Annotated in this window: 12 protein-coding genes and 1 pseudogene; 8 read left to right on the plus strand and 5 right to left on the minus strand. The window is 66.7% G+C overall.

From position 1 onward, the window contains the following. The first annotated feature begins 787 nt into the window (after positions 1–787). Positions 788–2,398 (plus strand): hypothetical protein, encoded by a 1,611-nt coding sequence (locus FHX32_RS19985; protein ID WP_208418899.1) that lies wholly within the window; start codon positions 788–790, stop codon positions 2,396–2,398. Further along, positions 2,391–5,066 carry a phospholipase D-like domain-containing protein gene (locus FHX32_RS19990; protein ID WP_167185141.1) on the plus strand — a complete coding sequence of 892 codons (2,676 nt, stop codon included), beginning with the start codon at positions 2,391–2,393 and terminating at the stop codon, positions 5,064–5,066. The genes FHX32_RS19985 and FHX32_RS19990 overlap by 8 nt, the downstream gene beginning before the upstream one ends. Here FHX32_RS19990 and FHX32_RS35255 read toward each other — a convergent pair. Both FHX32_RS35255 and FHX32_RS19995 read right to left on the minus strand, forming a co-directional pair. Then, positions 4,981–5,475 (minus strand): annotated as a pseudogene (locus FHX32_RS35255) (hypothetical protein); the annotation flags it as partial. The gene FHX32_RS19990 and the pseudogene FHX32_RS35255 sit on opposite strands and share 86 nt — an antisense overlap. 78 nt (positions 5,476–5,553) lie before the next feature. Beyond that, positions 5,554–10,122 (minus strand): ATP-binding protein, encoded by a 4,569-nt coding sequence (locus FHX32_RS19995; RefSeq protein ID WP_167185144.1) that lies wholly within the window; start codon positions 10,120–10,122, stop codon positions 5,554–5,556. 122 nt (positions 10,123–10,244) lie between these two features. On the opposite strand from FHX32_RS19995, the gene FHX32_RS20000 reads away from it, so the two are divergent. The 4 genes from FHX32_RS20000 to FHX32_RS20015 all read left to right on the plus strand — a co-directional run bounded on the left by FHX32_RS20000 (position 10,245) and on the right by FHX32_RS20015 (position 14,480). Then, positions 10,245–11,090, plus strand: a complete 846-nt coding sequence (locus FHX32_RS20000) for an NYN domain-containing protein (protein WP_167185147.1) — start codon at positions 10,245–10,247, stop codon at positions 11,088–11,090. A gap of 880 nt (positions 11,091–11,970) precedes the next feature. Beyond that, positions 11,971–12,261: a hypothetical protein gene (locus FHX32_RS20005; protein ID WP_167185150.1), complete on the plus strand. Its 291-nt coding sequence runs from the start codon at positions 11,971–11,973 to the stop codon at positions 12,259–12,261. A 19-nt stretch (positions 12,262–12,280) separates the two neighbouring features. Next, positions 12,281–12,589: a DF family (seleno)protein gene (locus FHX32_RS20010; RefSeq protein ID WP_167185153.1), complete on the plus strand. Its 309-nt coding sequence runs from the start codon at positions 12,281–12,283 to the stop codon at positions 12,587–12,589. A 181-nt stretch (positions 12,590–12,770) separates the two neighbouring features. Then, positions 12,771–14,480, plus strand: coding sequence for an IS1634 family transposase (locus FHX32_RS20015; protein WP_109903628.1), 1,710 nt, complete (start codon positions 12,771–12,773; stop codon positions 14,478–14,480). Between the two features lie 244 nt (positions 14,481–14,724). On the opposite strand, the gene FHX32_RS20020 is transcribed toward FHX32_RS20015, so the two are convergent. The 3 genes from FHX32_RS20020 to FHX32_RS20030 form a co-directional block, all read right to left on the minus strand. Beyond that, positions 14,725–19,263 (minus strand): sacsin N-terminal ATP-binding-like domain-containing protein, encoded by a 4,539-nt coding sequence (locus FHX32_RS20020; RefSeq protein ID WP_167185157.1) that lies wholly within the window; start codon positions 19,261–19,263, stop codon positions 14,725–14,727. Further along, positions 19,260–22,292, minus strand: a complete 3,033-nt coding sequence (locus FHX32_RS20025) for a DEAD/DEAH box helicase (RefSeq protein WP_167185160.1) — start codon at positions 22,290–22,292, stop codon at positions 19,260–19,262. The genes FHX32_RS20020 and FHX32_RS20025 overlap by 4 nt, the downstream gene beginning before the upstream one ends. 184 nt (positions 22,293–22,476) lie before the next feature. Further along, positions 22,477–23,934, minus strand: coding sequence for an ADP-ribosylglycohydrolase family protein (locus tag FHX32_RS20030; RefSeq protein ID WP_486481245.1), 1,458 nt, complete (start codon positions 23,932–23,934; stop codon positions 22,477–22,479). 562 nt (positions 23,935–24,496) lie between these two features. Between FHX32_RS20030 and FHX32_RS20035 the strand changes: the two genes are divergently transcribed. Beyond that, positions 24,497–25,501, plus strand: coding sequence for a hypothetical protein (locus FHX32_RS20035; RefSeq protein WP_167185166.1), 1,005 nt, complete (start codon positions 24,497–24,499; stop codon positions 25,499–25,501). 170 nt (positions 25,502–25,671) lie between these two features. After that, the gene (locus FHX32_RS20040) at positions 25,672–26,457 is read left to right on the plus strand and encodes a CBS domain-containing protein (protein ID WP_167185169.1); all 786 of its coding nucleotides are present in this window, start codon (positions 25,672–25,674) and stop codon (positions 26,455–26,457) included. The last annotated feature ends 80 nt before the right edge of the window (positions 26,458–26,537 follow it).

Consider the following 26,537-nt stretch of genomic DNA (forward strand, 5'->3'; position numbering starts at 1 on the left):
GACGAGGATCGGTGGCGAAACGTCGCGCTCCGCCGCTAATCCACGGTGCCCCGCACGGTCGTTCTTGGTCGACTGGGTGCTACCGGCAGCTCTGTCCTGTCTGACGGAAGCGACACAGCGCCGCCCGCTCTGATCGGACGCCCCCACCACGATCAGCTGGTACTCAAGGCATGCTCGAAGCCGACAGCCGCACGTCCGGCATCTACACGTTCTGGGCTGGGCGTCGGCCGCTTACCAGGCCATTCTGGACCCGATCTTCGGCACGGATGGCGACGAGCCCCGACCGAACGTCGAGGGTCTAATTCGCGGTCGTAAGGCGGGTCTGCGCCGCCGCCGGTAACGCAGTAACCTCCTGCGACGAGAGGCCGCAGCCGCCCTCAGCACGAACGCGCGATCCGGCTCACCCGACAGGAGGGCAGCGTGGACGTCTTCGGGACGATGGTTGGACGCGTACGAGACGCTCAGGCCGGACTATCCGCCGTAGATCCCGGAGGCGATCGTGGGCCATCACGGCGGCAATCCGGCGTCCGTCGTGGAGATCGGTACCGGCACGCCCTGGACCCGAGCCGGATCGCGCCCAAGTGCCGATCCGTAGTCTGCACGCGTCGGCGAGGCGGCATGCCATTAGTTGCCAGGCCCGCGGTAGCTCCATTTCGGTCCTCGGCACCTATCGGCGTTCATGACGTCCGCGCGTGAGGTGACGGGGCCGTTCTGGGCGGCGCGGGCCTATTCGCGTGGCTCGGGGCAGGACCATCTTGGGCTTGGTTCGGTCAGTTCGGATCGGCTGTTGGCGCGGCTGTCGCCGGGCGTCAACGTGCTGACCGTCCACCCACGGTACTGGTCGTTCTACGCGTTCCTGCTCGACGAGTTCTGGGCGCGGGATCTGCCGCGGAACCAGACCGCCTTCCGGGATTTCTATCGGCCTCGGGAGGCCCTGTACTCCTTCGCCTGCCAATTCTGCGAGCAGCCCGAGCACGAGACGCTGACCAGCGGCATCGTCGGGTCCCGGCGCACCTACGGCGTGATCGGCCAAGAGGAGTTTGATCCAGCGTTCGACTACATCAAGGAGCCGCTCGGCGGCTACGGCCTCTACTACCGCACCGTGATGGAGACCATGGGCCTGGTCGTGCTCACCGATCCGGCCACTGGTGTTGTATTCGACGCCCCGACGCCGGAGGGCCGGGCGGTGGCGGCCGGGTTTCGCACGGCCGTCGACGGAACCCGGTTTTACCGGGACTACTTCGCGGCGTGCGACACCGCCGTCCCGCGGGACGTACTCGCGGAGTTCGCGGCCGCCGGCTGCCTGTGCCGGCTGCGCACCGCCGCAACCGCCGACCTGCCACTGCTTCAAGACGTGTTCCTGCACCACGGCGAGCCCGAGGAAGCCGAGCGGCGGCGGGCGACCTTCCGCTTCTTCCTCGACTTCTGCCGGACGACGCAGGCGGAGGCGATGAGTCAGGACCGGTTCCGCCAGCTCGTCTACTTCCGCGAGCTGGACGGTGAGCGGTACACACCGCTGCCGGGAGTGCTCGGCACCGCCCGCCGGTGGCGAATCTACCAGGCGCGTGAGTACTTCGCGTTCGCCTTCAACCGGCTGTGGGCCTGGGTGACACGCCGCGGGCTGGAGCTGTCCGGCGACGGCCTAAGCCTGGTTGCTTCGAGCAAACTCTGGGCGGTCATCACCGAGGAACTCGACGACAACAGCTTCTGCGGCGACCTGCCCGATCCCGGGATCGGGGCCGACATGCCCGGCCAGGCCTTCGCGGACTGGCTCACTGGGCACGTCGACGTAACGCCAGGAGTCGACGATCTCTGGCCCCGCCACGATGAACTCGACGAGCACACCCTCTACGCCTGGTGCGCCAACGCCGAGGACGACGCCGAGACGCTGATCGCGATGCTGGCGATCCTGCTGCTGGTCCACCGCCGGCTCACCATTCCCAGCCGGCAGGCCAACCTGGGCGACGACGCCGAGTTGCTGGCCGAGGGTGGCGGCCAGCGCATCGGAATGACCCGCTTCTACGAGCTGCTGCGCAGACGGCTCATGGCGAACCAAACGATCGCTGAGCTCCTTCAATGGATCATCGTCGACTTCGTGATCGTCCAGCATGAGCGGGTGGCCACGGCGAAGCTTCCCAACAGCGGGGACACATTCCGTTTCCGGCGTGTCGGTGACGCGCTGCGGTTCTTTCCCGCGGACGCGCCGGTCGCCTTCAACGACAGCCGGTTCGGGGCCCTCAGCACGATCGCTCATGAACTCGGCCTCGTCTCCAGCCTGGCCTTGGAGCGGCGGGAGCTGACCGCGGCCGGCCTGGCCCTGCTGGCCGACGGCGATCTTCCGGCGGGCGCGGTACAGAAGGCGGCCGCGGGGTTCCACCGGGAGAACGCGGGTGAGTGACGTGCCCGCGTTCGTCGTCCCGGAGCAGATCCAGGGTGCCTGGACGAACCTGATCGTGCTGACCTACTCGGCGCACCTGGACTTCTTCGAGACCCATCTGCTTCGGCAGTTGAGCCGGGTGCCGAACCGGATCGTCCTGGCCGATGATCGGCGGCTGGCCGACCAGTTCGCCACCGCGGCGCGATCCGGGCAGCGGCTCGGTCAGGCGAACCGAACCTATCTGGCCGCACCGATCCGTAACCCATGGGCAGCGCATGCGAAGGCGGTGCTGCTCACGACGCCCACGGCGGGCCGCCTGCTGGTCGGCTCGGGCAATCTGGGCCCAGACGGTTACGCCGAACCCGGCGAGCTGTGGCACAGATACACCTACGACGACAGCACCGGCGAGCATGTCGAAGTGTTCGCCGCAGTCCGGTCCTTGATCGACGGGATCGTGGCGCGTGGGTGGCTCGATCCGGCCGCAGTCTCCGGGCTGGACCTGGCCTGGTCTTCCACCCCGTGGCTGGCGCCACGGCCAGTCGCGCCGCAGCCGCTGCACCACAATCTCGATACCCCGCTGATCGAGGCGATCACCGCGGCCGTGGACGGCCCAGTCGATCTGCTAACGGTGCACGCGCCGTTCTACGACGAGGACGCGGCGTCGCTGGGCCAGTTGCTGGACCGGCTACGACCTCGGCGTTTGCGGGTTCTGCTCACACCGAACACATCGGTCGATGGCGAACGCCTCGCCGCCTTGGTGAACCGCCCCGGGACAGCGGTGTCGCTTGACAGTGTCCAGGTCAGCGACGCCCCGGCGGCCTTCCTACACGCCAAGATCATTCATGTGGTGGGTAACAAGCAGGAGGTGCTGGTCACCGGCTCGGCGAACCTCTCCCGACGGGCACTGCTGCTGCCGGCCGCCACCGGCAACATCGAGCTGGCTGTGATTGAGACGCGACCGCCCGGAGGGTTCACCGGCCTCTACACGCCGCTGACGATGCAGCCGCTGCCCGCCGCGGAATCGATCACGTTGACCTTCCGTGGCGGCGGTGAATCACCACCGGCGGACACCGTGGCACTGCTCTACAGCGAACTACGAGGCAACCTCCTGACGCTGGTGTTCAGCACGGCGGCCGGTTCGGACGTACCAGACCTGGCTTTTCCGGATGGGACCGCGCTGCTCGCGCTGGCGGCGGAGGGTGACGGAACTGTTTTCCGGTTCCGGCTCGCTGATACGGACGTCGAGCGGCTCACCCGCGGTGGGCGCATCGACGTCCGCCTGCCTGGCAGCACCGACGGCGCGGACCCTGAGCCGACGTGGCCCTACCACGTGGACGCGTTGCGTGGCCGGATGGATCGGGTCGGGGACAATCGTCTGCTGATCTCGACGGGGACTTTGCCCCGCACGGACGATGACCTGTTCCAGCTCCTCAGACAGCTGGAACAGACGCTCATCTTCGACCCGGAGACCGCCTGGAAGGTGGCCGGGGCCAGGACGGCCGCACCAGCCGGCGAGGAGGGTGACGGGGAGTGGGTGCAGTGGGAGGAGATCGACTGGGAGCGGCACTACCGGCATCCCCGCTATCGGGGCTACCAGCGGAACCGTCGGCCCAGTGGAGAACCAGCATCGGACATCGAGGTCATCCTCAGCGCGATCGCCGCTCGCCTGAACGGGGTCGCCGGGTCACCCACCGTGGAGGAGCGGGACGACGACCTCGGCGCCGAGAGCGAACCGGACGACGCCGACAACGAGGAGCAGTTCACCCGGCACCTCAGCGTCTCCACCCGGACCCGCATGGCCTGCAACCGGCTCGCCGTCCGGTTCACTGCTGCGCTGCAGGACACGGCCTTCCAGGAGAAACTCGGTCCCACCCTGACGGTGCGCAACGCGGTAATCCTGGGCCACGTCCTGCGGGAACTGCTGCGCAGTGACGCGATCGACCCGGGACGGGCGATAACGGCGCAGCTCGCATCGTGGTCGTTCCTCTGGGGCCCGGAAAAGCTAGTCGCCTCGCTCACCGGCGACGAGCGCGAAGCGGCCGAGCAGGTCCTCACTGAGGTGCAAGCTCGGCAAACCACGCTTCGCGCCCTCTCCGAACTCACCGAATACGACTTCGACGACGAGCTACGCCGGGCCGTGCGCGACCAAGCGCAGGCACTGCTACTCACACCCGCGCTCGGCCTAGACCAGCATTTGCTGACGCTGACCGCACCGGACGCGCGGCAGGCCGCGGCTCTCGTCGCCAATCTGCGCTACCTCGCTGGCGACTACACGGATCGCGAGATCATGGAGCTGATGACCGCCAATTGGGGCATCGGAACAACCTCTGCGGCATGGGAGAAAACGATCGTGCGGCGGCGTCCCAGCCAGGGACGTCCAGCACGCTCGGCCGAGGTCAATGTCCTCCGGGTGCAGGAACCAATCGCGGGCCTCACCGTCGATCGTGCGGGCGCTGATCTGGCCCGCCTCGCCGCCCACCTGATCGTGGCCGGGGTGGATCTCGACTACGTGCGCATCCGGTTCGCCGAAGGAGGCGATGTCGCTTACTGGGACGCCGCAGCGGGCGAGGGCATCTGTTTCATCACGGGTGACGAGAAGGATCTCACCGAACTGCGACCCGAGTTCCCCGAATGGTGGCAGCACCTGGACGAACTCGACGGCCGGGCCGCGATCTCTGCGACTGCCTGATGCCCGCTGGCGCGCTCAAACCAGCACCAAGGGGTGCTGGTTTGATCAGTCCGGTGTCGGCCGGGTCGTGGGGGCCGCGTCGGCTGCGCAGAATCGCCAGGACGGCGAGGGCGGCCAGGGCCAGGGTGGTGAACCGGTGCCAGGAGTCCCAGCGGCGGACCTGGTGTTGGTCCAAGCCGACCTGGCCTTTGGCGGCCTGGAAGGGCTTCCTCTACGGTCCAGCGGATCCCGGCGACCCGCACGAGCTGCGCGAGGCTGGCCGGTTTCGGGGTCCAGCAGCGGTAAAAGCCCAACTTGCCGTTGGTGGTGTTGCGGCGGATCAGCAGGCTGTGGGGGGTGGGTGGCCGCCGTCGTCGGGATCGGCGTCGGTGCACACGTCGTCGAGCCAGGCCCAGGCGTAGTAGCGGGGAACAGTCCCGCGCAGGGCTTGCGGCGATCCGGGAGCCGAGTCTCTCATCGCGCTCACCAGCCCCATGAAAGATTGAGGTCATTCGAGGGAACGGCCGGAGTTGACTTTCCAGAGTTGGTCCTCGAATCCGGCGATCTTGGGGACAAGATCTGGGTCGAGACGGCGCAGAATCCTCGGATCGAGGCAGTCGCTAAGCCCATGGGAGGCATACCGGAAAGCCGCCGGGATGTCGCCCTTATCGAGATAGCTATCGGCGAGGCAGAGATTTGCCTGGGCCGCGACCGAGGCGTGCGAGATGTAGCCCAGTAGTGGGGCGGCCAGTTCTGGCTCGCCCAAGAACGCCAGGGTCTCCACACAGTGCGAAAGAACGGCATCGTGAGCCCTGGACGCAGCATCTGTCGGCGCGGCTGTCGCGACTGCGCTGCTGGCCTCGGTGACGAGCGCGCGGGCGTCGTCTCGCTGGCCGATCGCCGCCCGAGACATTGACTCCGCGGCAGCCCCAAGGGCGGATAACTCACGAGGTGGCCCGCCAGGAAAGAAGAACCGACGCAGGCATTCGGAGGAGTCCTCAAGGGCTTCCTGAATCTGGCGCTTCACGTCCGGTTCTAGTTCCCCCACCAAACGCACGAGGTCGATGAGCCGGCGGCCAAGCAAAATCGGGGGACTTGGCGTTCCCGGGTCGTCGAGCTGTCTTTGCACGAGCGCCACGCGAAGAGCAAGGGTGGCAATTCTTGCCGCGGCCCCCTCATCGCCGGCTCTGTATAGGGCGTCGGCCAGCGCCGCGAAGGCCTCCTGCCAGCCCCGCCAACTGCCTGGCGTGCGGCTGCCTGTGGCCGCCTCTAGCGGATCAAGACCGGATTCCGGCAGTTCCGCGGTTGGGCCCTTCTCGCCGCCCTCATCGCGGTCACCAATCCCCCGGGAGCTATGCCAAAGCTCTATCGCGGCAAGGGTTGCACCCTCTAGCGCGTCGAGGTGTTTCTCCGGGTTCTCTAGCCAGTACGCGGCGGCCCACACGGCTTCCAGTCCGGTCTTGAGGTCCTGGCGGAGCATGTGCTCCCAGTCGAACTCACGACCCACCGCTGCATCCACGATTCCCTGACGGCGTACGCTCCTCGCCACCGCCGGGCTTGCAGCGAAGGTGAGGGCTTGGTCGAGTACCTCTCGGGCCTGTTGCGCGTTGTTGCCCTCCAGGTAGCAGATCGCTAAGAGGGCAAGCGCCTGTATCCGGTCCTTGGTGGAGGTGCGTGGGTTCATCCATTGCGGGTGGTGGACGTAACGCAGCACGACCTGAAGGTCGTCGCGTCGGGCCGCGGCTTCCACTCCGTGAAGAAGCGCATCGGCAGGGTCATCCAGCTGCTCCACGACGGAATCGAACTCGTCGTCGCGGCGTACTGCAATCAGGGCCAGTGCAAGCTGGCTCCGCAGCACAGGCTGGGCCTCCGGGTGGGAGCCGGCAATCAGTCTCTTGATTTGGTCCACTGCTCGAGCAGCCGCTCCCGATTCGGGATGCTCGCAGGCGAGGAGGGCGAACAGCACGATTTTGTGCTGCGTGACCATGAACGGCCGCGACGCTTCAAGTCCGGGGGTGTTGTCTGGAAGGGCGTCGAGGGTGTCGATGGCAGTGAACGCTTCGTCTGGCATTCCGGCTTTCACCATGAGCGCGGCATGAATCTGCTCGTACTCCTTCCCCTGGACGTGCTCTGCCAGGAACTGGCGCGCGCCGGCGTGGTTTCCGGTCGCGAGGAAGGCCTCGATGAGGGGCAGCACTGGGACGGTTGTGAGCAAGTCAAGGACTCTCGGTCCCGGAAATAGGAGAGGGTGGTCGGCGATGCCCGGTCGGCCTCGAAGGGTGGCGACCACCTCGACGACAACCTCCGGGATGGTACGGATCAGTTCCGAAGCCTCCTGGACATGACCGCCCCACACAAGTGCTGCAGCGACGTCCAGCGCCACAGCGCCGGCGGCGTACTCGACCGTGCGGTACTCCCCGAGAAGTCGCATCGCCAGTCCGGACGCGGCGGCATGATCGCCCGCCTCTTGGAATAGCCTCACGCATCTGGATCGGTTCCGGAAGTCATCGCGCACACCCACTAGGGAGAGCCCGAAGGTCTCGCTCCCGCCTTCCGCCAGGAGGGCTAGCCCGCTTTCCAAGAGTGCGCCTAGCGTCGGCGGGTCGTCTTTGGCGGCATCCCCCATCTCGCCTTCCACCAAGCGTCCTAGCACGCTTTCCACGAATGTGGAGAAGTCAGCTAGCATGGGTTGGTGGTCTTTGGCCGCATCCTCCATCGAGCTTTGCCAGGCGCGGGCCGCCTCGATCGCACCAGCTTGGTCGCCTTGGTGGAGGAGCGCTCGGGCGTACGCCTGGCGGACGTCCGGGTCATCTCGTGTGAGGGTGTACTCCTTGGCCGTGTCCGTCAGCCCGGCACGAACGAGGGCGCTGACGGTCTGGGCGGCGGAGCTGCTCAATGGTTCGAACAGGCCAGATCGGCCGCTCGTCGCGCCGGGGTCGGAGTCGGTGTCGCGTCCGATGATGTGGGTGGCGAGCCGTTTCGCGGCGACCGGCCCTGCCACGCGTCCGACAGCTTCCAGAAGGACCAGCGGGACGGTGTCGGCGGTCACCTCGTAGTTGATGCGGACCGTTCCCAGTTTCGCAATGGTCTCCAGGCTGGCCGTAGACGCGCCGGCCTGCGCAGCGCGAAGCGCCAGCGGCATTGCCTGATCAACGAGGAAGGAGATGGGGTTGGCGGGGCCGAACCTGCCAGCGACGGCCCGGAGGTAGCCAGGGTCGAACAAGAGTCGGCAAAGTCTGGCCAGGTCGCCCCGCTCAGCCAAGGATTCCGGGTAGTGGGTGAGCAGGTAGCGGGGGGTTTCGGTTGGCCACCCGGCGTTTCGGAACGACCCTGCCCAGGCCTCAAGGCGAATCTCGGTCTCAGCCTCCGCCGACACGGCAGCGGCCGATGTCAGTTCTCCAGCCGGCCAGGCACCCGCGGACTCGTCGAACAAGGCTCGGGCCACTTCAGCGTATTTGGGATGCGCGAAGGCCCAGCGGTCTTCTTCGCCGGGTTCGCGTACCGCGCTGAACACTCGCTCTTCGGAACCGGTCAGCGTCTTGCGGATGGCTCGGACACTGCCGCCGGTGAGCTGCGCCAGCTCGTCGGCCTGGAAGGCGCCGACTCCGAACGTCAGGTACTGCAGGATCCCCCGGGTGGAAGCGTGGTCGAACAGGCTCTCGAGTTCGGCCTCCATCTGTTTGAGGCATTCGGCGACGTACTCGGTACGCCGAACAGGCAGCTGCCGCCAGCCGGCGGCGGCCTCGGGAGGAATCCGGTCTGACCAGGCCGAGACGATCACCTTGAGCCTGGGAACCGAGAGCTCGCCCAGGATGCTCATCATCGTCTGCTCCTGCAGGCGATTTGATACGTCCTCGTCGATGCCGTCGACGATCAGGACGACGTTGCGTCCATCCTGTCTCGCTTGGCCGACGCACGTGGCAAGCAGTTCCCTCAGCCTGCCCGGGTTGCTGGAGTCGATGTGCAACTCCTCGCCTGTCGTCAGCAGGTAGGCCTGGCGGACCAGGTGGCGCACCATCGCTTCGGATCGTGCATCCTGCCGCTGATTTGGCGGCACGAAGTAGCCCAACCGAACGGTGTCGGGGGCTTCGGCGTTCACGAAGAACTCCGCCATCAGCGCTGACTTGCCGGAGTAGCGCTCACCGACGACAAGCAAGCGTTGCTCGTCATCGGTAGTGCAGAACTTCACCAGCTCGTCCAACTCGGGTTCGCGGCCCTCGAACGCGCTAGCCAGCTTCATTCGAGCGAAGCTGTGCTCGATGACCGATCGATGATGCGGCGCACCCTGCTTCCCGGCGTCGAGCCCACGTGGGCGACGGTCGGCACCAACCGTGGCGGGTGTCGCCAAGCCTGGTTGGTCTTCACGCCAAATGATCGACGAAATCCGATGTTTGCCGCGGTCGGATGGGGTGAGCTGCAGGGCTGCGTTTCCCAGGGTGGGCGGGTGCTGCGGGTTGCACTTGATGATGTGTTCTGCAGCCAGTACGGCCAGGCGGGCTCCCTGCTTTCGGAACCCTTGTCCTGACGACTTGTACGGCCCGTGCTCGTTGACGCGGGCCGCCCACTTCATTGTGGCGAAGTCCTTGTTCGCGTTCGGAGCCTTGATGTCAGCAGGAACCTGCTTTCCCGCGACAGTGACGACCTGCTCCGCCCGGATCGGCAGCTTGGGCCGTGCCGGCGTGCCTTCGAGATTCCAGTAGATCTGGCCCACATAGAGCAGCCCGATATCGGTCAAAGTCTGCTTCTTGTCGACAATGCTGCGGGCGCGCCGGCTCTGGGAGAGGTCCGCGAAGACGGAGTAGAGCCGGTCTCGCAGGGAGTCCGCGTCGACCGAAGCATCGCCGTCTGCCAAGTAGTGGTTGATCAGCGCCACAGCCGATGCTGGAAGATCAGCCCGCTCAAGTGGACCCACATCATCAACTTCCAGGCTCTCCGACAGCCCGTAGCCCTTCGCCAGCGAGTCCAGGTACGCCGCCAGGACAACGACCGGCACGGGTGTTGTGGGCGCCTCGCCCAGGACCCAGCTGAGCGCATCGGAGAGGTCCTTCGTGAGCTGAAGTCCGGGTTCGTGCGCCATGGCATTCATCATGCCAGCGGGTTCGATCAGGCAGAGCGAGGCACGGGGTCGCGTGATGCCTCGCGTGCCTAGCGGTTTGCTTGAGGCATCGCCACACCGGCATCACCTCGAAGGATGTAACAGTGAACATCAACACCCGGATCAACTCCGAACTCACCACCCGCTCGCACCGCCGCCACGGAGAATCTCGCCGGCACAAGCTGGCGCTCTGCCAGGCCACCGGGCTCGCGCGCTACCGCGATCGCCACCAGGCCCGGCAGGGCGCCAAGGCGATGCTCGCCGGCTCCCACCAGTTCGAGGGCAGCACGTTCGCGTGCCCCGACTGCCGCGGGTACCACCTGGAGAAGACCTACGCGCGGCAGCCGGTCAATGCTGGTGGCGCAATCGAACCGACTGAGGCCTTCACCGCGTCGCTGACCTCACGCAAGCGTCGCTATGTGTTGCTCGACATCGAGAACCCGACCCGCGGCGCGAAGGCCACCTGCGAAGAGGCCGCCGCTCTCTGGAACGTCCTGAAGCTGCAAGCCCCGGGCATCGCTCCACACGACCACGTCGTGGTCGGCGCCAGCCGCCTCGTCGTCCGCAAGTACCGCGCTGCGATCCATGGCGCGAACGTGAAGTGGGTCGTTGGGGCCGACGCCCCTGACGGGGCAGATCGTGCACTCCTGGCCGCGATCGACCTCCGTCGCGTGGCAACCGAGTATGGCGAACTGGTCATCATTTCTGGCGACCACGCGTTCGCCGATCTCGCCCGCCGGGCGAAGCGCGCCGGCCTCAGCGTCCAGGTCGTGACGGCCGAGCACCCAGACCAGCGCTCAGTGCTCTCGCGCAAACTGGCTGCCGCCGCAGACACCCACACCCTCGTCCGGCTCCAGCCCGGCACGCCCAAGCCGGCCAATGTCACGCCGATCAGGAGCACCGCGCGACTGAGCAGCCAGCAGGTCCACGATCTGCCCGCCGCGGCCTGATCGCCAAAGGCGGAGCCGCGTCCCCTGGAACCGCCGGGCGACTTCGCCCTGGCTCTCATCCCGCGAACAGAACGAGGTGAGGACATGGCCAAGAGCAACTGCTGCGAAAACTCCGGCAAGTCCGGATCGGACTCTGGCGGCGTGAGCTCTGCTCGACTCCATCAAAAGGCCGACTCCAGCAACGAGTTCGGCGGATACAGCAAACGTCGACTCTCGTTCGCTCAAGCCAACTAACCGCGCTCAGCTACTCGTCCTGAAGAAAGGTCCACCATGACTCACATCAACAATGCTCGGCGAGTGCTCGACGCAGCCACGCTCGTCACCCTCGGGAACCTGGCAATCCGCGTTCTGCAGGACCCTGCGGTACATAAAGCCTGGCGCGAAGCGGCCAGCGACTGCTCAGAGGCCATCAGCTCGATCGCGACGGCCGTGAACACGGCCGCGAGGGCCGTCAACTCGGTCGCGCGGGCCGGTAGCGAAACGGCCGCTTCCTCGCGTCGGCACGGCGGTACTGCGCCCCTATCCTCCTCAGCTGACTGAACAGATCCGCCAGATGATTGGTGTTAAACGATGGCTGCCGCGAGCATGGCAGCCATCGCTTTCTATCTATTTCGGGTAGTTCTACTGGTATGGCGTTGGGTGTGGCTCCACAGCGGCTGGACCTGCTGGAGCCGGTGATTCGGTTCTGCGGCGAGGCGTTGCCGGCGAACTCGAAATTCATGTTTCTGCATGAGCATGGGGAGTGGCGGCACCAGTCTGCATCTCGACATAAACGGGAAGTGGTCAGGGCTGGGACCTCCGCAGCGACGACTATCGCCGACAGACAGAAGCGAAGACGGCCATGGGCCCGCAGGTTCCGGCCTCTCGCCCGAGTGCGCCGATGAGTTCGACCAGTCTCATCCGCTGGCTGCCCGAAGCCAGCCCCCAACACGCACTCGTCGCCGCCGTCGCCATCGCCGCCCTCGCACTTGCCGGAGACATCACGGTGATCACGATCTATCTCGGGTCGAACGCTCCGGCGCAGGTGCTCGCCCTCATCGCCATCGCCGCCAGCCTCACTCGCATCGCCCGCAGCCTGGTCACGATGCGCCACGCTGCCGCCATGCATCACGCCATGTCGCCGCTAGTGGTCCAACACGCGGTGCATCAGCCGGTCATGATGGCCAGGTGAGCGAGACTGTGGGCGAGACATGATCGAGATACTGTACTTCGAGGGCTGCCCCAACCACGAGGGACTGGAGGCGTGGATCCGGTCGCTGCTGGATGCAGCCGGCATCGATGCAACGATCACCCACCGTCGTATCGACTCCGAGGACCAGGCGCGAGCAGAGCATTTCCTCGGCTCACCCAGCATCCGCGTAAACGGCATCGACGTGGAGCCAGACGCGAACCGCCGCGACGCCTACGGACTGACATGCCGCGTGTACGGCGCCGACGACGGACTACGCGGCACACCCCCAGACCAGTGGATCACCGACGCGGTGCAAGCCAGCACGTGACCGTCGGCTTCTGACGCCCGGGTTCCGCAGTTCGTAGACACATGAGCTCGGTCCGTCTCGGGTTTGTGCTGGTTACGGGCCTGCGGTTGGCCGGGATCCGGTGTACGGGGTCGAAAGTGTGGTAACACGACTGGAAGGCTTTCCCTTGTCTGGTTAGGCATGTCGTGGTTTGCTCGTGGTCATGTATCTGCGGTTCACGTCGCGGACCAACGCCGACGGCAGGGTGGTGCGTTACGTGGCCCTGGCCCACAACCGGCGGGTGGACGGGCGGACCAAGCCCGACGTGTTGATGAACCTCGGCCGCGTGGACCGCCTCGACGTCGAGGGGCTGCGCCGGCTGGCCGCGTCGATCAACAAGCACTTCGGCGACGTCGACGTGCTCGGCGATGCCGCCGAGGCGGGGCTTGCCGCGGGCACGGCCCCCCTCGAAGTCATCGACGCCCGACCGATCGGGGCGACGTGGCTGCTGGACGGGCTGTGGCGGCGGCTGGACGTCGCCGCGGCGGTGCGCGCCGCAACGGACGGGCGCCGGTTCACCACGAACATGGAACGGGTGCTGTTCGCGCTGGTCGCCAACCGGGCGGTCGCGCCGATGAGCAAGCTGTCGGCCGCCGAGTGGGTCCGCGAGGACGCCCTGATCAGTGGCCTGCCGGCGATGGATGAGGACCACGCGTACCGGGCGATGGACCTGCTCATCGATGCCGACACCGCCGGCCGGGTGCAGGAAGCGGTGTTCTTCGCCGTGGCCAACCTGCTCAACCTTGAGGTGGACCTGCTGTTCTTCGACACCACCAGCACCTACTTCGAACGCGATGGCGAAGACGACGGCGACGACGCGTTCCGCCGGTTCGGGCACTCCAAGGACCACCGCGGTGACCTGCCGCAGATCGTCATCGGCCTGGCGGTGACGAAGGAAGGCATCCCGGTGCGGGTCTGGTGCTGGCCCGGCAACACCAACGACCAGCAGGTCCTCGCCGAGGTCAAAGATGACATGCGCGACTGGCGGCTCGGCCGCGTCATCACCGTGGTCGACCGTGGCTTCTCCTCCGCGGACAACCTGGCCTACCTGCGCCGAGCCGGCGGGCACTACATCGCCGGGATGCGCATGCGCGACGGCAACCCCCTCGTCGACCAGGTCCTGTCCCGCCAAGGCCGCTACCAGCAGGTCCGCGACAACCTGCGCGTCAAGGAAGTCACCGTGCAGGGGCAGGACGCCCGGTTCGTCATCTGCCACAACCCCGAGCAGGCCGAACGTGACAAGCAGCTGCGCGACGACGCCATCGCCCGCATCAACGCCGAGCTCGCCCGGATAGCCGAGCAACGCCGGCGGGACGCCACGCGCCCACCCGGTGACAAGACCCGCAAGCGCAACGAGGCCGCGCACCTACGCGCCGAGTGCGCCCTACGTGACCACCCGAGCCTGGGCCGCTGGCTGATCCAGCAGCCGAACGGACGCCTGAAGGTCAACAACGCCAAGGTCAAGACCGAGTCCCGCCTGGACGGCAAGTACCTCATCGCCACCTCGGACCCGCACATCAGCACCGAGGACGTCGCCCTGGGCTACAAGAACCTCCTGGAAGCCGAACGCGGCTTCCGCGACCTGAAGTCCGACCTGCTGCTCCGCCCGGTCTTCCACCGCCTCGAACACCGCATCCGCGCCCACGTGCTCATCTGCTGGCTCGCCCTGCTCCTGACCCGCGTCGCGGAACGCGCCACCGGCCTTCCCTGGCGAAACATCAACCGGCAACTCGGGCGAATCGCGCAGGTAACCCTCGCCGGTCCCGCCGGCACCGTCGTGCAGACCACCCCACTCAAGCCCGAACAGAAGGCCATCTACCAGGCACTTTCCATCCAGCCACCGCCCCGCGTCACCACATTCGACCCCACATAACCAAGATCAAAGAACATGCCAAGGGCGTGGACACACGACTCTCTCTAGACATGCATCAATCTTCGCTGCTCAACGCCCAGATTCCGATGATCGTTTGACCACAAACTGCGGAACCCGGGTGACGGCCCGGTGACGGGCCCCGATGTCCCTGGAGGGCGCCCGATCGCCCTACCGTCACCGCCGTCCGCGGCTACTGGGGCCGGCCCCCGATAGCCCAACGAAGGTGCGGGCCCGTGGGCCGCCGCTAGTGGTAGGCACGGGGCTGCGCGGGGTCGTCCGTCCCGTCATGGTCTACGTCGTGAGTGGCGCCCGCGCTTGCCGCCCTCGCCACATAGATGTCCACCATCTTCTTGAAGTGTGGCGGAAGCGGGATGTCCAGGTAGATGTGGTCGATTCGGTAGCCGATCTTGAGCATTTCGATGCGTGAGAAGGGTGAGTGCCGGTGCACCTTCCAGTCGGCGTCCCAATACTTGGACGCCCACAGGTCGTCTCCGGGTTCAAGCTCTGCTAGGTCGACGAGCCGTTCTCCCTGCTCGACAGCATCGTTCTTGATCTTTCTGAGTGAGATCCAGCCGTGACAGCCGATCGGGGCCGGAGAGGCGGCCGCGGCCAGCCTGTGCAGGCTCTCGCCCCACAATTTGAGCGTATGGTTGTAGAGGTAGCCCATGTGCCGCTCGACCACGGAACCGCCGTCGGTTGGCGGACGGGCTACAGAGATCGCCTCGCGGGTGTGAGTGTTGTCAGGGCGCGGCGCGAGGTTCACGATCACCGGCACCCTCGCCTCGGCCCGATTGTCAGCCTCGACGACATCGGTGAACTGCTCGACGCGTGCCAGAGTGTCCAGTACGAAGCGCCTCATGGCAGGCAGCGAATCGTCCCACACGCCGAAGTTCGCCGGATGCGGCGATTGGACCGGTGGGATCAGCACCATCTCGTGCGCTGGGTCGTAGGCAATCGGACCGTAGACCCGCGGATCCCGTTTCAGTGCCTCCCGTGCTGCTGCGTTCCGCCTCGCCGTGCGATCCCGGTTCGCTGCCGCATTTTTCTCCCACTCTGCTTCACGTTTCGCGGAATACGGATGTAGATCGGCGACGGTCGCCGCTTGTCTTGCGTCCGCGTCCGCCCAACCTCTGTAACCGCACGAGCACTTTACGAAGTAAAGCTCGCACCCGTCCACACTTGCGGTGACGACCTCGGCGACATGCGGCCCGTCCGGATTGCCCTTCCACATGAGGGATGGCGGCCGTGGTTCTCGCCGCACATGAGCGTCGGCGTACGCGAAAGCTTGGTCGGCATCGTCCAGCGGCTGGCTCTGCATTCCGCACGAGCACCGGACCAGGTGAAGATCGCCGCCCGCGGCTGTGGCGATCACCATCTCGGTGGCATGCTTGCCGCGGGCTGGACCCGAAACCCCCGCTCGCGCTCGGGGAACGAGGTGTTCCGGCGTCGCCCGGCGTTCGGCCGCGCTCTGCCTGGGTGCCGCCCGGCGATGCGCACGCGCCGATGAAGGCGGCGAGGCGGCGGCGGGATGCGGGGCAGCGGTGGTTTGAGCCGATGTGGTTGCCACGCCTCGTGACACGTCGGGTGGGAGCGGACCCTCCGGCTCGTCGTCCTTGCTCTGGACGCCTTTCGTTGCCTGTAGCGCAGCTTGGAGGTCGATGGCGTGCTTGCCGACGAAACGGATCATCGCGGCCTCGCCGGCGAGCATCAAACCGATGGTGATGCTGCTGTGTCCGCCGACGTGGTGGGCGAGCAGTGCTGCCCGCAGGTCTTCGAGCGGCGTGTCCCGGGCGTGGCGGTACATGGCCGCGCACGTTGGGCATAGTGCGAGACGGTTCTCGTGCAGGTCGCGGGTGCTGTCCTTGACGAACTGGACTGCCTCGAAGTAGTAGTCGCGGCCGACCTTGAAGGGCATGGCCGAGGTGCACACCTGGCAGACCATGACGCCTTCGTCATTGGTGTACATCTGGGTCAGGTAGGCCCTCGCGGCACTTTGGAGGCCCGGCACCTGGATCTGGACGGTGCGCATGCGCTTCTCGGACCGGCGCTCAGGTGCATCCGCCGCGTTCTCGCCCGCGCGTCGGGCCCGCTGTTCCGGGTCGGCCGAGGCACCTTCCGGCAGTGCCAGATTCTTCCGCTCACGTAGCCAGGCCCGCATGCTTTCCGGGTCCGCCTGGTACGCCTCGGCGATCTCGAGCAGAACGTCGACGGATTCGAAGCCGAGCGCCTTGGCTTGGAGTTCGCGTTCTCGGCGTTCCTCAACGGCGATGGCCGCGTTCCTGCCGAAGCCGACGTGCTGCAGCATCGGTGAGGCGTCGGGAACGATAAGGCCTTCCGCCAGCTCGTCGACGGTGATGTCGGTGGGGAGCCGAAGGTTGCCGTCGCTGTCGAGGACCCACGGTGTGTGGCGCAGGCTTTGCAGCAGTTGCGACTCGAGGGCGTAGCGGGGGCTGGTCATGTTCGCCTGGAACTCGGCCTCTGCGAAGGATGCCTTGGCGTAGACGACTGTCCGCCAAAGGGAGCGCAGCAGGTCCTCGTCCTCGGTCGCGACGATCAGGTCGAAGTTGGGAATCTGCCAGTCCTGCGCGACCCGGGTGTACGCGCGCTGCTTGCCTCGCGACCACGACTTCTGAAACTTCGGGTTGTCTGAGATGTCTGCGGGCCTGACCGAGAGCCCGCGCGTGACATCGAGCGTATCGGCGAGGCCTGTGACATCGAAGTCTTCAGACGCGTACGCGGGGTCGAGCCGGCCGGGTGGGGTGCCCCGGTACTGATGCGATTGATAGAGGGCGGCGAGGCCGGTCGCGATGAACGGTTGGTCGAGGTAGACGTCGCGGGGTGGTGCCCAGTAGCGTTCGCCGTCGCGCCGTACGGCGACGAGGATGGCAGTGCCTTCGAAGGCCATTGCCTCGACGACGTCGTCGTCGAGCAGCCGTTTCAGCTGACGCAGGTCGTCGACGTGTCGTGCGGTCACGGATGCGGGATGGAGGTCGTAGGTCTCGAACCGGGCCCGCAATTGGGCTCCGGCATCCCATGGCTGGACCTCGGCATGTTCATAGAAGTCGCGCAGGGCTCGACGCGCGCCCTTGGTCACGTCCTTCGTCGCCTCGTCGCCGCCATCGTCTGAAACCAGCAGCGAGTCCGGCATGAGGCCGTCAACGTGCAGGCCCGGAGCCGTCGGTAGGTAGGCCTCTTTGCCTGGCACGTGACGGGTCGTGGCGCCGTCCCGAATGCGCAGTAGGGGTGCCTTGGCCAGCGTGAGGTTGTAGGGATGGCTCGCCTTGAGCCTGGCGGCGAGGGTGCCCAACGCGGTGTAGAACGCCCGGAGCCGCTCATCGGGCTTGGGTTCGATCCACTTCGTCCAGCCCTGCCACGTCTCGTACTGCTTCTCGACGTACCAGGGCACCTTGCCAAGATCGAATTCGTATCGAGCGACGTTCTCGTATGCGCGGGCTGCTCGACCCAGCGCGTGTGAAAGTTCGTAGGGGCCGAAGTCGATCGCATCGAGTGAGTCAAGGAACGCCCGTGCCCTGCCCTCCCGGGCCGGCATCCAGCCCTTGATGGCCTCGCGGTCATCAAGGTCGGCGAGACCGAGAAGGAAACGCACGTCCTTGACCGTGAGCGCTTCGCGAAGGCTGCGGTCCGACCTGAGTAGCTGCTTTCCCGGCGCATGTCCGCCGCCGGCGACCGGAGTGAGCGGTCCGTTGTCGAACGCCTCGATGATTCGCTCGCGCAGGACCTCGTACCGTGCCGGCAAATCATCGTCAGCGTTTGGGAGCGCACCGAGCAGGCCGTCGGTGAGCAGGCCGGCTTTGCGCATGACCGGCAGTGCTTGTGCGATGAGGCTGCCGATCCCGTCGATGAGGGCGTCGTTTCCTGGATCGTCGCGGACACTGTCGCGGGCGACGGTCGAGGCGAACGGTGCGTGGATGTGGAACCTCAGCCCCGACGTCTCCTTGACTGCGGGAAAGTAGATCGATACCTGGCCGTCGACCGGCGCCACCACATAGCCCTTGGACCGCTTCTTTGGCTTCTCCGCGGCCGGCACCTCGAGAGCGAACGCCGCCGCCACCGGGAAGGGGCGTCCGTCGATCTCGACGTCGCCGGCGATTCGGTACCATCGTGCCGGCCCAGCCATGTCGGGGGAGCTGGCGATCTCGATCACGTTGCCGTCGATGGAACGTCGATCGAGGCGCAGCGGTTCCTCGCCGAACACGGAGCTGGCGATCGACGTGATGTTGTTCAGGAACAGCAGCGTCGTCCCCGACAGCTCGCGCAGCGCGTGCGCGACTTCGGCCGCCGCACGGTCTGCCGGCTTGTCGGGACGGTCGAACGGGAACCAGAACGTGGTCCACCCCGGCCGCCCGCCACCGGGTACGACGACGGGGACGAACAGATCGCGAATGGCGAACGAGTGCGTGCCCGAGTGGATGACGGGTGTCTGCGTGTAGGCGAAGACAGCCTTGAATCCGACGCCGAACTTGCCGATGCTCGTCGCGTCGTCCGCCTTCGTCGACTGCCCGATGCTCGTGATCGACTCGATGTCACGAAGGTCGAACAGGCGGGCACCGTCGTGCTCGACAAGCAGGCCGTCACCCCGTAGTTCGAAAACCACCTGGCGGGCGCCGGCGTCCTCCGCGTTCTGCAGCAGCTCGTAAATGAAGTGGGCGTTGTCCGGGTAGAGGTCGGCGAGAAGGCGCCGCAGCCCTTCCTCGAAGCCGTTCTCACGCGCCGCCACCACATAGGCGCTGCGCCGCGCGGACAGTGCGTCGAACGTGGTCACGCTGCTTCGACCTCCAGGGACACGGTTACCAGATGACGGGTGATGAGGTCGGCGCCGCTGACCGCACGTTCGTGCTTTGCGATGAGCCGGTCGAACCTGTCCCTGGCTGAGATCAGCTCGCTCTGGCGCATCTTCACGATTTTGGGTTCGCTCACCTTGTCGGCGTTTTCCTGGATGGCGCGAAGCTGCCGGTCTCGCTGCGCCCGTAGTGATGCCACCCGCTGGGCGCCGGCGGTTTTCGCCCGAACAACATGCTGCTCGCGGGCCACCTCCCACTCCCGCTGGTGCCGCTTCTCAAGCGCATCCATATCGGACTCGTGGGGGGCCAGGCTCCCGTCGCCGTCGACGGCAAGCGCCAGGAGGCTGTCCGCGGCGGCCTCCACAGCCGGATCCGTGCTGATGTAGCGGAGCGTGAGGCTGTCACGAGCGTCGAGGCGCGTCCAGGCGTGGACCGCGATCGGGTACCTGCCGGGTGGCACGACGTCGGAACGAACCCGCAACGACGCCATCGGTGCGCCCGGCAGCGCCGCGTGCTGGGCGGCGAGTAGCACCAGTGGGTGAGTCGCGCTGAGCAGCTCCACGTCAGTCTCGTCGGCGGCCAGCTCGGGATCTGTGGTGACCCGTAGGACCGCCGGTTTGCGGCGCAACTGCCGCTCCAGTCGGGCGTCGCCGCCGACTGCGGCATGAAGGTCGCCGCTCACGCGGGCAGCGGCGTCCTCGTCCATGCGCACCACGGCGACCTTGCCGGGCCTCAGTGCCAGCCGGCGGCCCGGTAGGACGGCCTCAAGGTAGGCCCGGACGAGGTCGCCGATCTTCTCGTCGGAGAACCACTCGCTGCTCGCCTCCGCGACCCGCGATGCGAACGACTCGGTGGTCAGCCCGAGCAGCACTCCCTGTTGGTCCTCGAGCCGCTCCAGCTCCTGGATGCGCGCCACCTCGTTGTCGGCGATCTGGCGTAGCCGTTCCTCCCGGTCTGCGGCGGAAAGAGACAGATCGTCCGCGATCCTGCGCAGCTCGGTTGTCAGGTCACCGAGGATCCTCTCGCTGCCACCCAATGCGCGGTGGAAGACGCCGATACGCAGTAGGCAGCGGTCGTAGATCTCCGCCTCGACGGTCCCCTCGGTGAGGATGTTGATGATCGCGACGGACTCGCTCTGCTGCCCACGTCGGTCGATGCGGCCGATGCGCTGCTCGATGCGCATCGGATTCCACGGGATGTCGTAGTTCACCAGGGTGTTGCAGAACTGGTAGTCCAGGCCCTCGGTGCCGACCTCCGAGCAGAGCATCAAGTCGATCGCGTCAGGATTGCTCTTCGGCAGCTTGAAGCGCCGGCGCAGTGAATGCCGGTCCTCGTCCGGGACGGCCCCGTGGACCACACCTACTCGCACACCCCACGCGCTTGCCTCTTCTTGGAGGTAGCGCAGCGTGTGACGGAAGGTGCTGAACAGCAGAACCTTGTTGTTCTCCTCCGCCTGCTTGTCGGTGACGAGCTGCCGGAGGACGTCGACCTTGGGGTCGGAAAGACCGTTGAGGCCCTCGGCCAGCTGCCCGATGGCGCGGATCTCCGCCCGCAGCTCGTCCAGCGACGCGGGGACGTCGTCCGGCGCGTCGTCACCGATTTCGGAGAACTCGACCTTGTCGAGCCGGTTCTCCAACACTTGCTCTACCAGCGGCGCCAGGCCGCTGATCGAGCTGGCCGCCTGGCGCCGAAGCATGGACAACAGGAAGGCCACCGGCATGCCCGGCGTCTGGAGCTCGACGATGCGCCGTCCCAGATCGATGACCGCGTTGTAGACGACCTCCTGCTCGGGGGTGAAGGAGACAACTGGGGCGCTGGGCTTGCGCGTGGTGAACGTTCCGATGTCGCGTCTACGGGTTCGGCTGACAACGGAGGAGAAGGTGTTGAGCTCCTCAAGCGTGCGCACGACGCGGACGCGTGCCCGCGCGTCCACGGGGTCTTCGGTCAGTAGTTCGCGGACCAGTTCCACTCCCGGGTCCACCGCCATCACGGCGCGTCCCCAGGTTGTGAAGAGCGCACCGTCGAGGGCCTGCCGGACCTCGTCCTGCCATCCGTCCTGCCCGCCACGGGCGGCCTCGATGGCTTCGTAGAGGTAGTGGTTCGGCTCAAGCATCTGGGCGAAGTCACGCTCGGTCGGGACAAGGTCGTCGCGCAGCAGGTTTACCAGCGTGAACAGGTCCCGGCTCTGCGTCTGCAGCGGTGTAGCAGAGAGAAGCACGACCGCCTCGGCCGACCCGGTTAGGCGCTTCACGTTCTGGTAGGCGAAGGTGGCGCGGTTGCGGACATGGTGCGCCTCATCGACGATCACCAGGTCGAATCGCGGACCGGGGGCAAGATCAACAAGCCCGGCCTGCCGCAGTCGGCCGTTGGCGTCATTGCCCACGAGCAGGCGCTCGTCGAGCAGTGAGTAGGGAACGATCGCCTTCGCGAACCGAGCCGGCCACTCCCCTTCGCGCAGGGCCTCCTCGATACAGAAGCGTAGGTCCGAGCCGTCAAGGTGCACGAAGTCCTCGTCGAACCGCTTGAGCTCGTTGCGCCACTTCTCATCGACCACCAGCGGCTTCGGACAGATGACCAGAACCGAACGGACGCGGTGGCGTGCTTGGAGCTCCTTGAGAATAAGGCAGGCTTCGATCGTCTTGCCCACGCCGACGTCGTCGGCGATGAGGATGCGTGGGCGGTCCGCCTGCACGATCTTCAGAACCGGTCGGAACTGGTAGGGCTCGTAGTCGATGCGTCCGACGTTGCGGGCGTGCAAGTAGCCGGTGTTCTTGTCCCGGATCAGCTCAGACGTCAGACCCGCCCGCAGAGCTGCCGCGGAGATCATCTGTTCCTTCGAGTCCGGCATCACCATCTCGATCTGGGAGCCGAAATAGCCGTGCATCCGGTTGTCGTGAAACACGTCGTACCGAAGCACGCCGCCGACCTCCCGGGAACCGGTGATCACGCCGATCACATCCGGCCGCGCAACGAGTCGCACCGTGACTCCTGGGGCGAACTCGGTTGTCATGCAGCTGATCCCTCCGCTGGGTGGCGCCTCTTCAAGACCGGGATGGTCACGAAGCCCGCGCACTCCACAGCTCCGGCGAGCGAACGAGAAACAAGCCCTCTATCAATCAGGCTCGTGCAGCTACCGTGTGCGACCGGCAGCGGATTCGGCGAGTATCGGCGAGTGGGAGCCGTGGCGTGACCGGTCACAGCTCTTCGACGACCTGCCGTAGTTCCGGGTTGAGTGTCCAGCCGTGCGTGTCGAGCATCTCGCGCAGTTCGGCTAGCGCGGAGCGCGCCGGGATGCCGGTGGTCAGGGTCGTGTAGCGGGCGGCGACCGCCGGTGTGCGGCTCTGACCGGCGGCGCAGTGCAGCAGCACCACATGGCCGTCCTTGCGCAACTCGAGGACCAACCGGGCGGCCCGATCGACCACGAAGTGCGGCTGTGCGTTGGCGCCGGGCTGGTCGACCAGCCATACCGATATCCGGTTGGCGACGGGCACGTCGTCGAAGTCGTCGCAGCCAACCCGGCACAGGGAGACCACCGCGCTGGCGCGCGCCGGGGCGGCGTCGGTGTGGAGGTTGCCGAGGATCACCCCGGGGTCGCGCGGATGCGCCAGCATCAACGGCGCAATCGAAGGCCTTGGCGCGAGGGCGCAGCCCGGCCAGCCGGCGTGGTCGGTCCTGCCGCCTTGGGCCGTCAGCAGGGCCAGGCTGATCAGGTCCGCCGCGCGCCGGTTCGGCCAGCCGTGAACGAGGCGCTGCCAGGGCAGGGGCACCGCGGAGGAGCCCCACCGGGCGCCGAGCAGGGCCCCGGCGATCGCCGCGATGGTGTCGGTGTCGTCACCGACACGTACCGCCGCGGCCAGGGCGCGTTCGAGATGCTGGCAGGGGAAACTCCCCTGGCCCGGGTCGTGGTCCGGCACGTCGGTGTGGGTGATCGCCGACCAGGCGGCCTGCAACGCGGGGACCACGAACCCGTTGGGACGGAACTGCTCCGCCGGCTTGGACTCCGCCTCGGCCAACCAGCCCGACCATTGGTCCCGGCGTTGCGCGGGCAGCAGGTCGAGACCCTCGCGCACGCCGTCGAAGGTCCCGTCGAGAACCGCCCGGCGGATCCCTGCGCACCACAGCACACACGCGTCCCCGGCCAGCGGATCGTGATGGGTCAACTCACTCACTGCCCGGGCGGCCTCGGCGAGCTCCTCCGGCTGACCGAGATTGGCCAGCGCCACCGGCGCGGTGCGCATCAGGGACCCGTTACCCGCGCTGCGGCCAGTCCGCCGGTGCAACTCCGCGGCCGCGTCCCGCATCACCGCGGCTATGCCCGATCCGCTCGTGTGCGAGACCGCGTCGAGGACCTGGCGGGTCTGCGCCCCGATGTCGCTGGCGCCCTCCCGTCTCCACCGGAGGAAGTTGTCGGCGATGCGGTCGAGGGAGTCGCTGCTGCGCAGGTCCGCCCCGGTGGCGGACACCTCCGCGATGCACATCGCCATCTGGGTGTCGTCGCTGTACTCACCGGGCGCGTACGGGCCGAGCCCACCGCCGCGCATCTCAGGCTGCTCGCCCACCGCGAGAGGCGGCTGGAACTCGTACGGCACGCCCAGCGCGTCACCGCACGCCGCGGCGAGGAGAACACCGGCAGCCCGGTCGCCTTGGATCACATTCAACGGCACAGTCGCTGCCACTAACTCCCCCACCGCCAACTCCGAACGCCCGCATCGCCCCGGGCCAGCCCGGCGACCATACTGTGACAGCGCTGCTGAAGCATCCTCATCCCGGCTGGGTTGCCGCCCGCCGAATCGGCACTGCCGCAGCCGTCACGATGTCGTTGCTGCGCCAGTCCGCGCGCCCCGCGTAGGCCGGGCGTGGCGGGCTGCACCTGTGAGGTGCCGGCGGCGCGCAGGCCCCGCTACTGGCCAATCGGGCAGACTCCTTCCAGACCATGCCGCCAGCCGGCTACCGGGCGTCCTGGCACCAGCCCGGACCCGACTTGCGCCAGCCGGCGACGAGGTTACAAGCTGCGATGAACCACAGACTCACCTCCAGGTCCGCCGGGCCGTCCGAAAGGCCGACCTTAGACTGCCGCCGCTCATGATCCATCGTCCGTCGGATGCGGTAGAACCTGTTGTCGGGTACGGCACTGGCACAAGTAGCGGTGGACCAGGTTCAGAACAGCTGCGAACCGGCCGAGAGCTGGGAGCGGCCCTCAGCAGGGAGAACGGTATGGACGGCGAGCTTGTGTATGAGATTGCGCGCTACAGCCCCCGAGGCGAGGAAGAGCGCTTGCTCGAGCGAGCGCAGGTGCTCCGGAGAGGGGAGATGCTGTGGCGGCGCAACGCCGACGGGCTGGAGGTCCCTTGTCCTGGCGGTGAGGTAGCCGCACTCATCAGCGCTGACCCAACACTCGGTGAGGTCCACCCGAATGAGGTCACCCGGGTCCAGGCAAACCAGGAGGCGCTGCGGAACTTGCCGCTGGCGCTCTCTGCCCCTGGTGGCGGCGAAGCCGTTGATCGAAGCCTGTGGTGTGACGGCATGTGGGAGAAACACATCGAAGAAGCCGAAAGCGCACAGGAGAGAGGAGTGCACCGCGTGCTGTACGTCAACGGCGCTCGCTGGCCGGTGTTCTCCACGTCTGAAGGTGAGCGGTTCCTGCCCGAGGACTCCGGCTCGTGGGGTACCGAGCCGCTTCTGTCCCCCAAGTGGGGCGAGTTGAGGTTCACCGAAACAGGCAGTATGACGTCCGGCACCGATCAGACGGCGATCGGGCTTGTTACTTCCGGTGTCGTGGCCTGTACCACCTCGTTTGACGAATCGCCACGCGAGGACGTCATTCTCGCGCGACGCGGCGACGACGCTGCGGCGTTCGTCGACTGGCTTCTGGACGGCTCACTATCAACAGAATTCTTTGACAGCTCGGTTGGGCAGGAACTGCTGGCGCAACTGTTCGTCGAGGCGAGTACAGGCGGCCACAACGGCGAGGCCGTTCCAGGGAGCCGGCTCGTCGATGTTGACCAGGAGAATCCGATCTTCGGCTGCTACGACAGCAGCGAGTGGACGCTACTACTGGAGCTGGAACCGCCGATGGTGGATGCCATCCTCGACCTGCTTGCCCACCGTAGCCCCCGGCTCGCGGAGATCGTGGAGGCTGCCCGCAATCCCGAATCACCTGCCGGCCTTGCCAGGAAAGTCTGGCTGGAGCAGTGGGAGCAAGATCGCGAAGCGGCATAGCAAAGCGCCGGGACCCTGACGAGTCACGTGGGGTGCTGCGCCCTCGGCCAGGGAAGGCAGCCGAGGATTCGAGAGCTTTCCACGCATTCCCGGCGAGGCGGCCAGGCGGCCGTGATCTTCCGGGGCCACCCCGTGGTCGGGCCTTTTTCCGTAGCGGCGACACTGCCAGCATGAACCTGGCACAGTCCGACGAAATCGCTGCAGCGATCCGAACACGTCACCTTCAGACGCCGATCAGTCGCGTCCTCACCTACGCCGCTGACACTCCGGCACGCGACGTCACCGCTGCTCTGGAAGACGCGCGGTTCGACTATGCGCCCATCACCCGGGACGGCGAAGTGTGCGGCTACGTCCGACGCATCGACCTCGCCGGCCAACCAGGTACCCTCGAGCCGTACCTCCGGCCGGTCACCGCGTCCAGTGTCATTGCCGGTGACACGCCATTGGCGATCCTGCTGCCCGCTCTGCGTAAGGCGCGATTCCTGTTCGTCGTCGACGGCCACGACATCGTCGGCATCGTCAGTCCGGCCGACCTCAACAAGCAGCCGGGACGAACGTACTTCTACCTGCTGGTCACAGCACTCGAGTTGAGCCTTGCGGAGCGGACGCGCGAGTTCTTCCTCGATCAGGAGAAGGCGCTCGCCATGTTGCCCTCGTCAAGACAGGCGCGGATACGAGATCGCCTTGCCGACGAAGTGCGGGACGACGTGGCGGCCGACATCGTCGCCGCAATGGACCTGACCGACCTCATCAAGATCGTGAAGAGGACCGATGCTCTTCGCGGCGAGTTCGGCGATTACAGCACCAGCCGATGGGAGAGCGAGGTGTCTGCCCCGATTATCGACTTACGGCACGACGTGATGCACACCGTGCGCACGCTTGCGACCGATGCGCCGTCCTCGCTGCACCGGCTCATCGACCTCGACGAGCGGCTGCGCCTCCTGCTCTCGGCCTAGCCTAGTCGACGCCGAGTTGGTGTTTCCCTTGTTCGACGGGCTGGACCGCATGTCGGCAGACAACCGAACTGCCGCGCGCA

It is taken from the genome of Micromonospora sp. CNZ280, assembly GCF_011759515.1.

Excerpts from the sequence above, each read along its gene's own strand:
- FHX32_RS20015 (WP_109903628.1), top strand. The coding sequence starts at position 12,771 with ATGTATCTGCGGTTCACGTCGCGGACCAACGCCGACGGCAGGGTGGTG.
- FHX32_RS20010 (WP_167185153.1), top strand. The coding sequence starts at position 12,281 with ATGATCGAGATACTGTACTTCGAGGGCTGCCCCAACCACGAGGGACTG.
- FHX32_RS20040 (WP_167185169.1), top strand. The coding sequence starts at position 25,672 with ATGAACCTGGCACAGTCCGACGAAATCGCTGCAGCGATCCGAACACGT.
- FHX32_RS19995 (WP_167185144.1), bottom strand. The coding sequence starts at position 10,122 with ATGGCGCACGAACCCGGACTTCAGCTCACGAAGGACCTCTCCGATGCG.
- FHX32_RS20005 (WP_167185150.1), top strand. The coding sequence starts at position 11,971 with ATGAGTTCGACCAGTCTCATCCGCTGGCTGCCCGAAGCCAGCCCCCAA.
- FHX32_RS20035 (WP_167185166.1), top strand. The coding sequence starts at position 24,497 with ATGGACGGCGAGCTTGTGTATGAGATTGCGCGCTACAGCCCCCGAGGC.
- FHX32_RS20025 (WP_167185160.1), bottom strand. The coding sequence starts at position 22,292 with ATGACAACCGAGTTCGCCCCAGGAGTCACGGTGCGACTCGTTGCGCGG.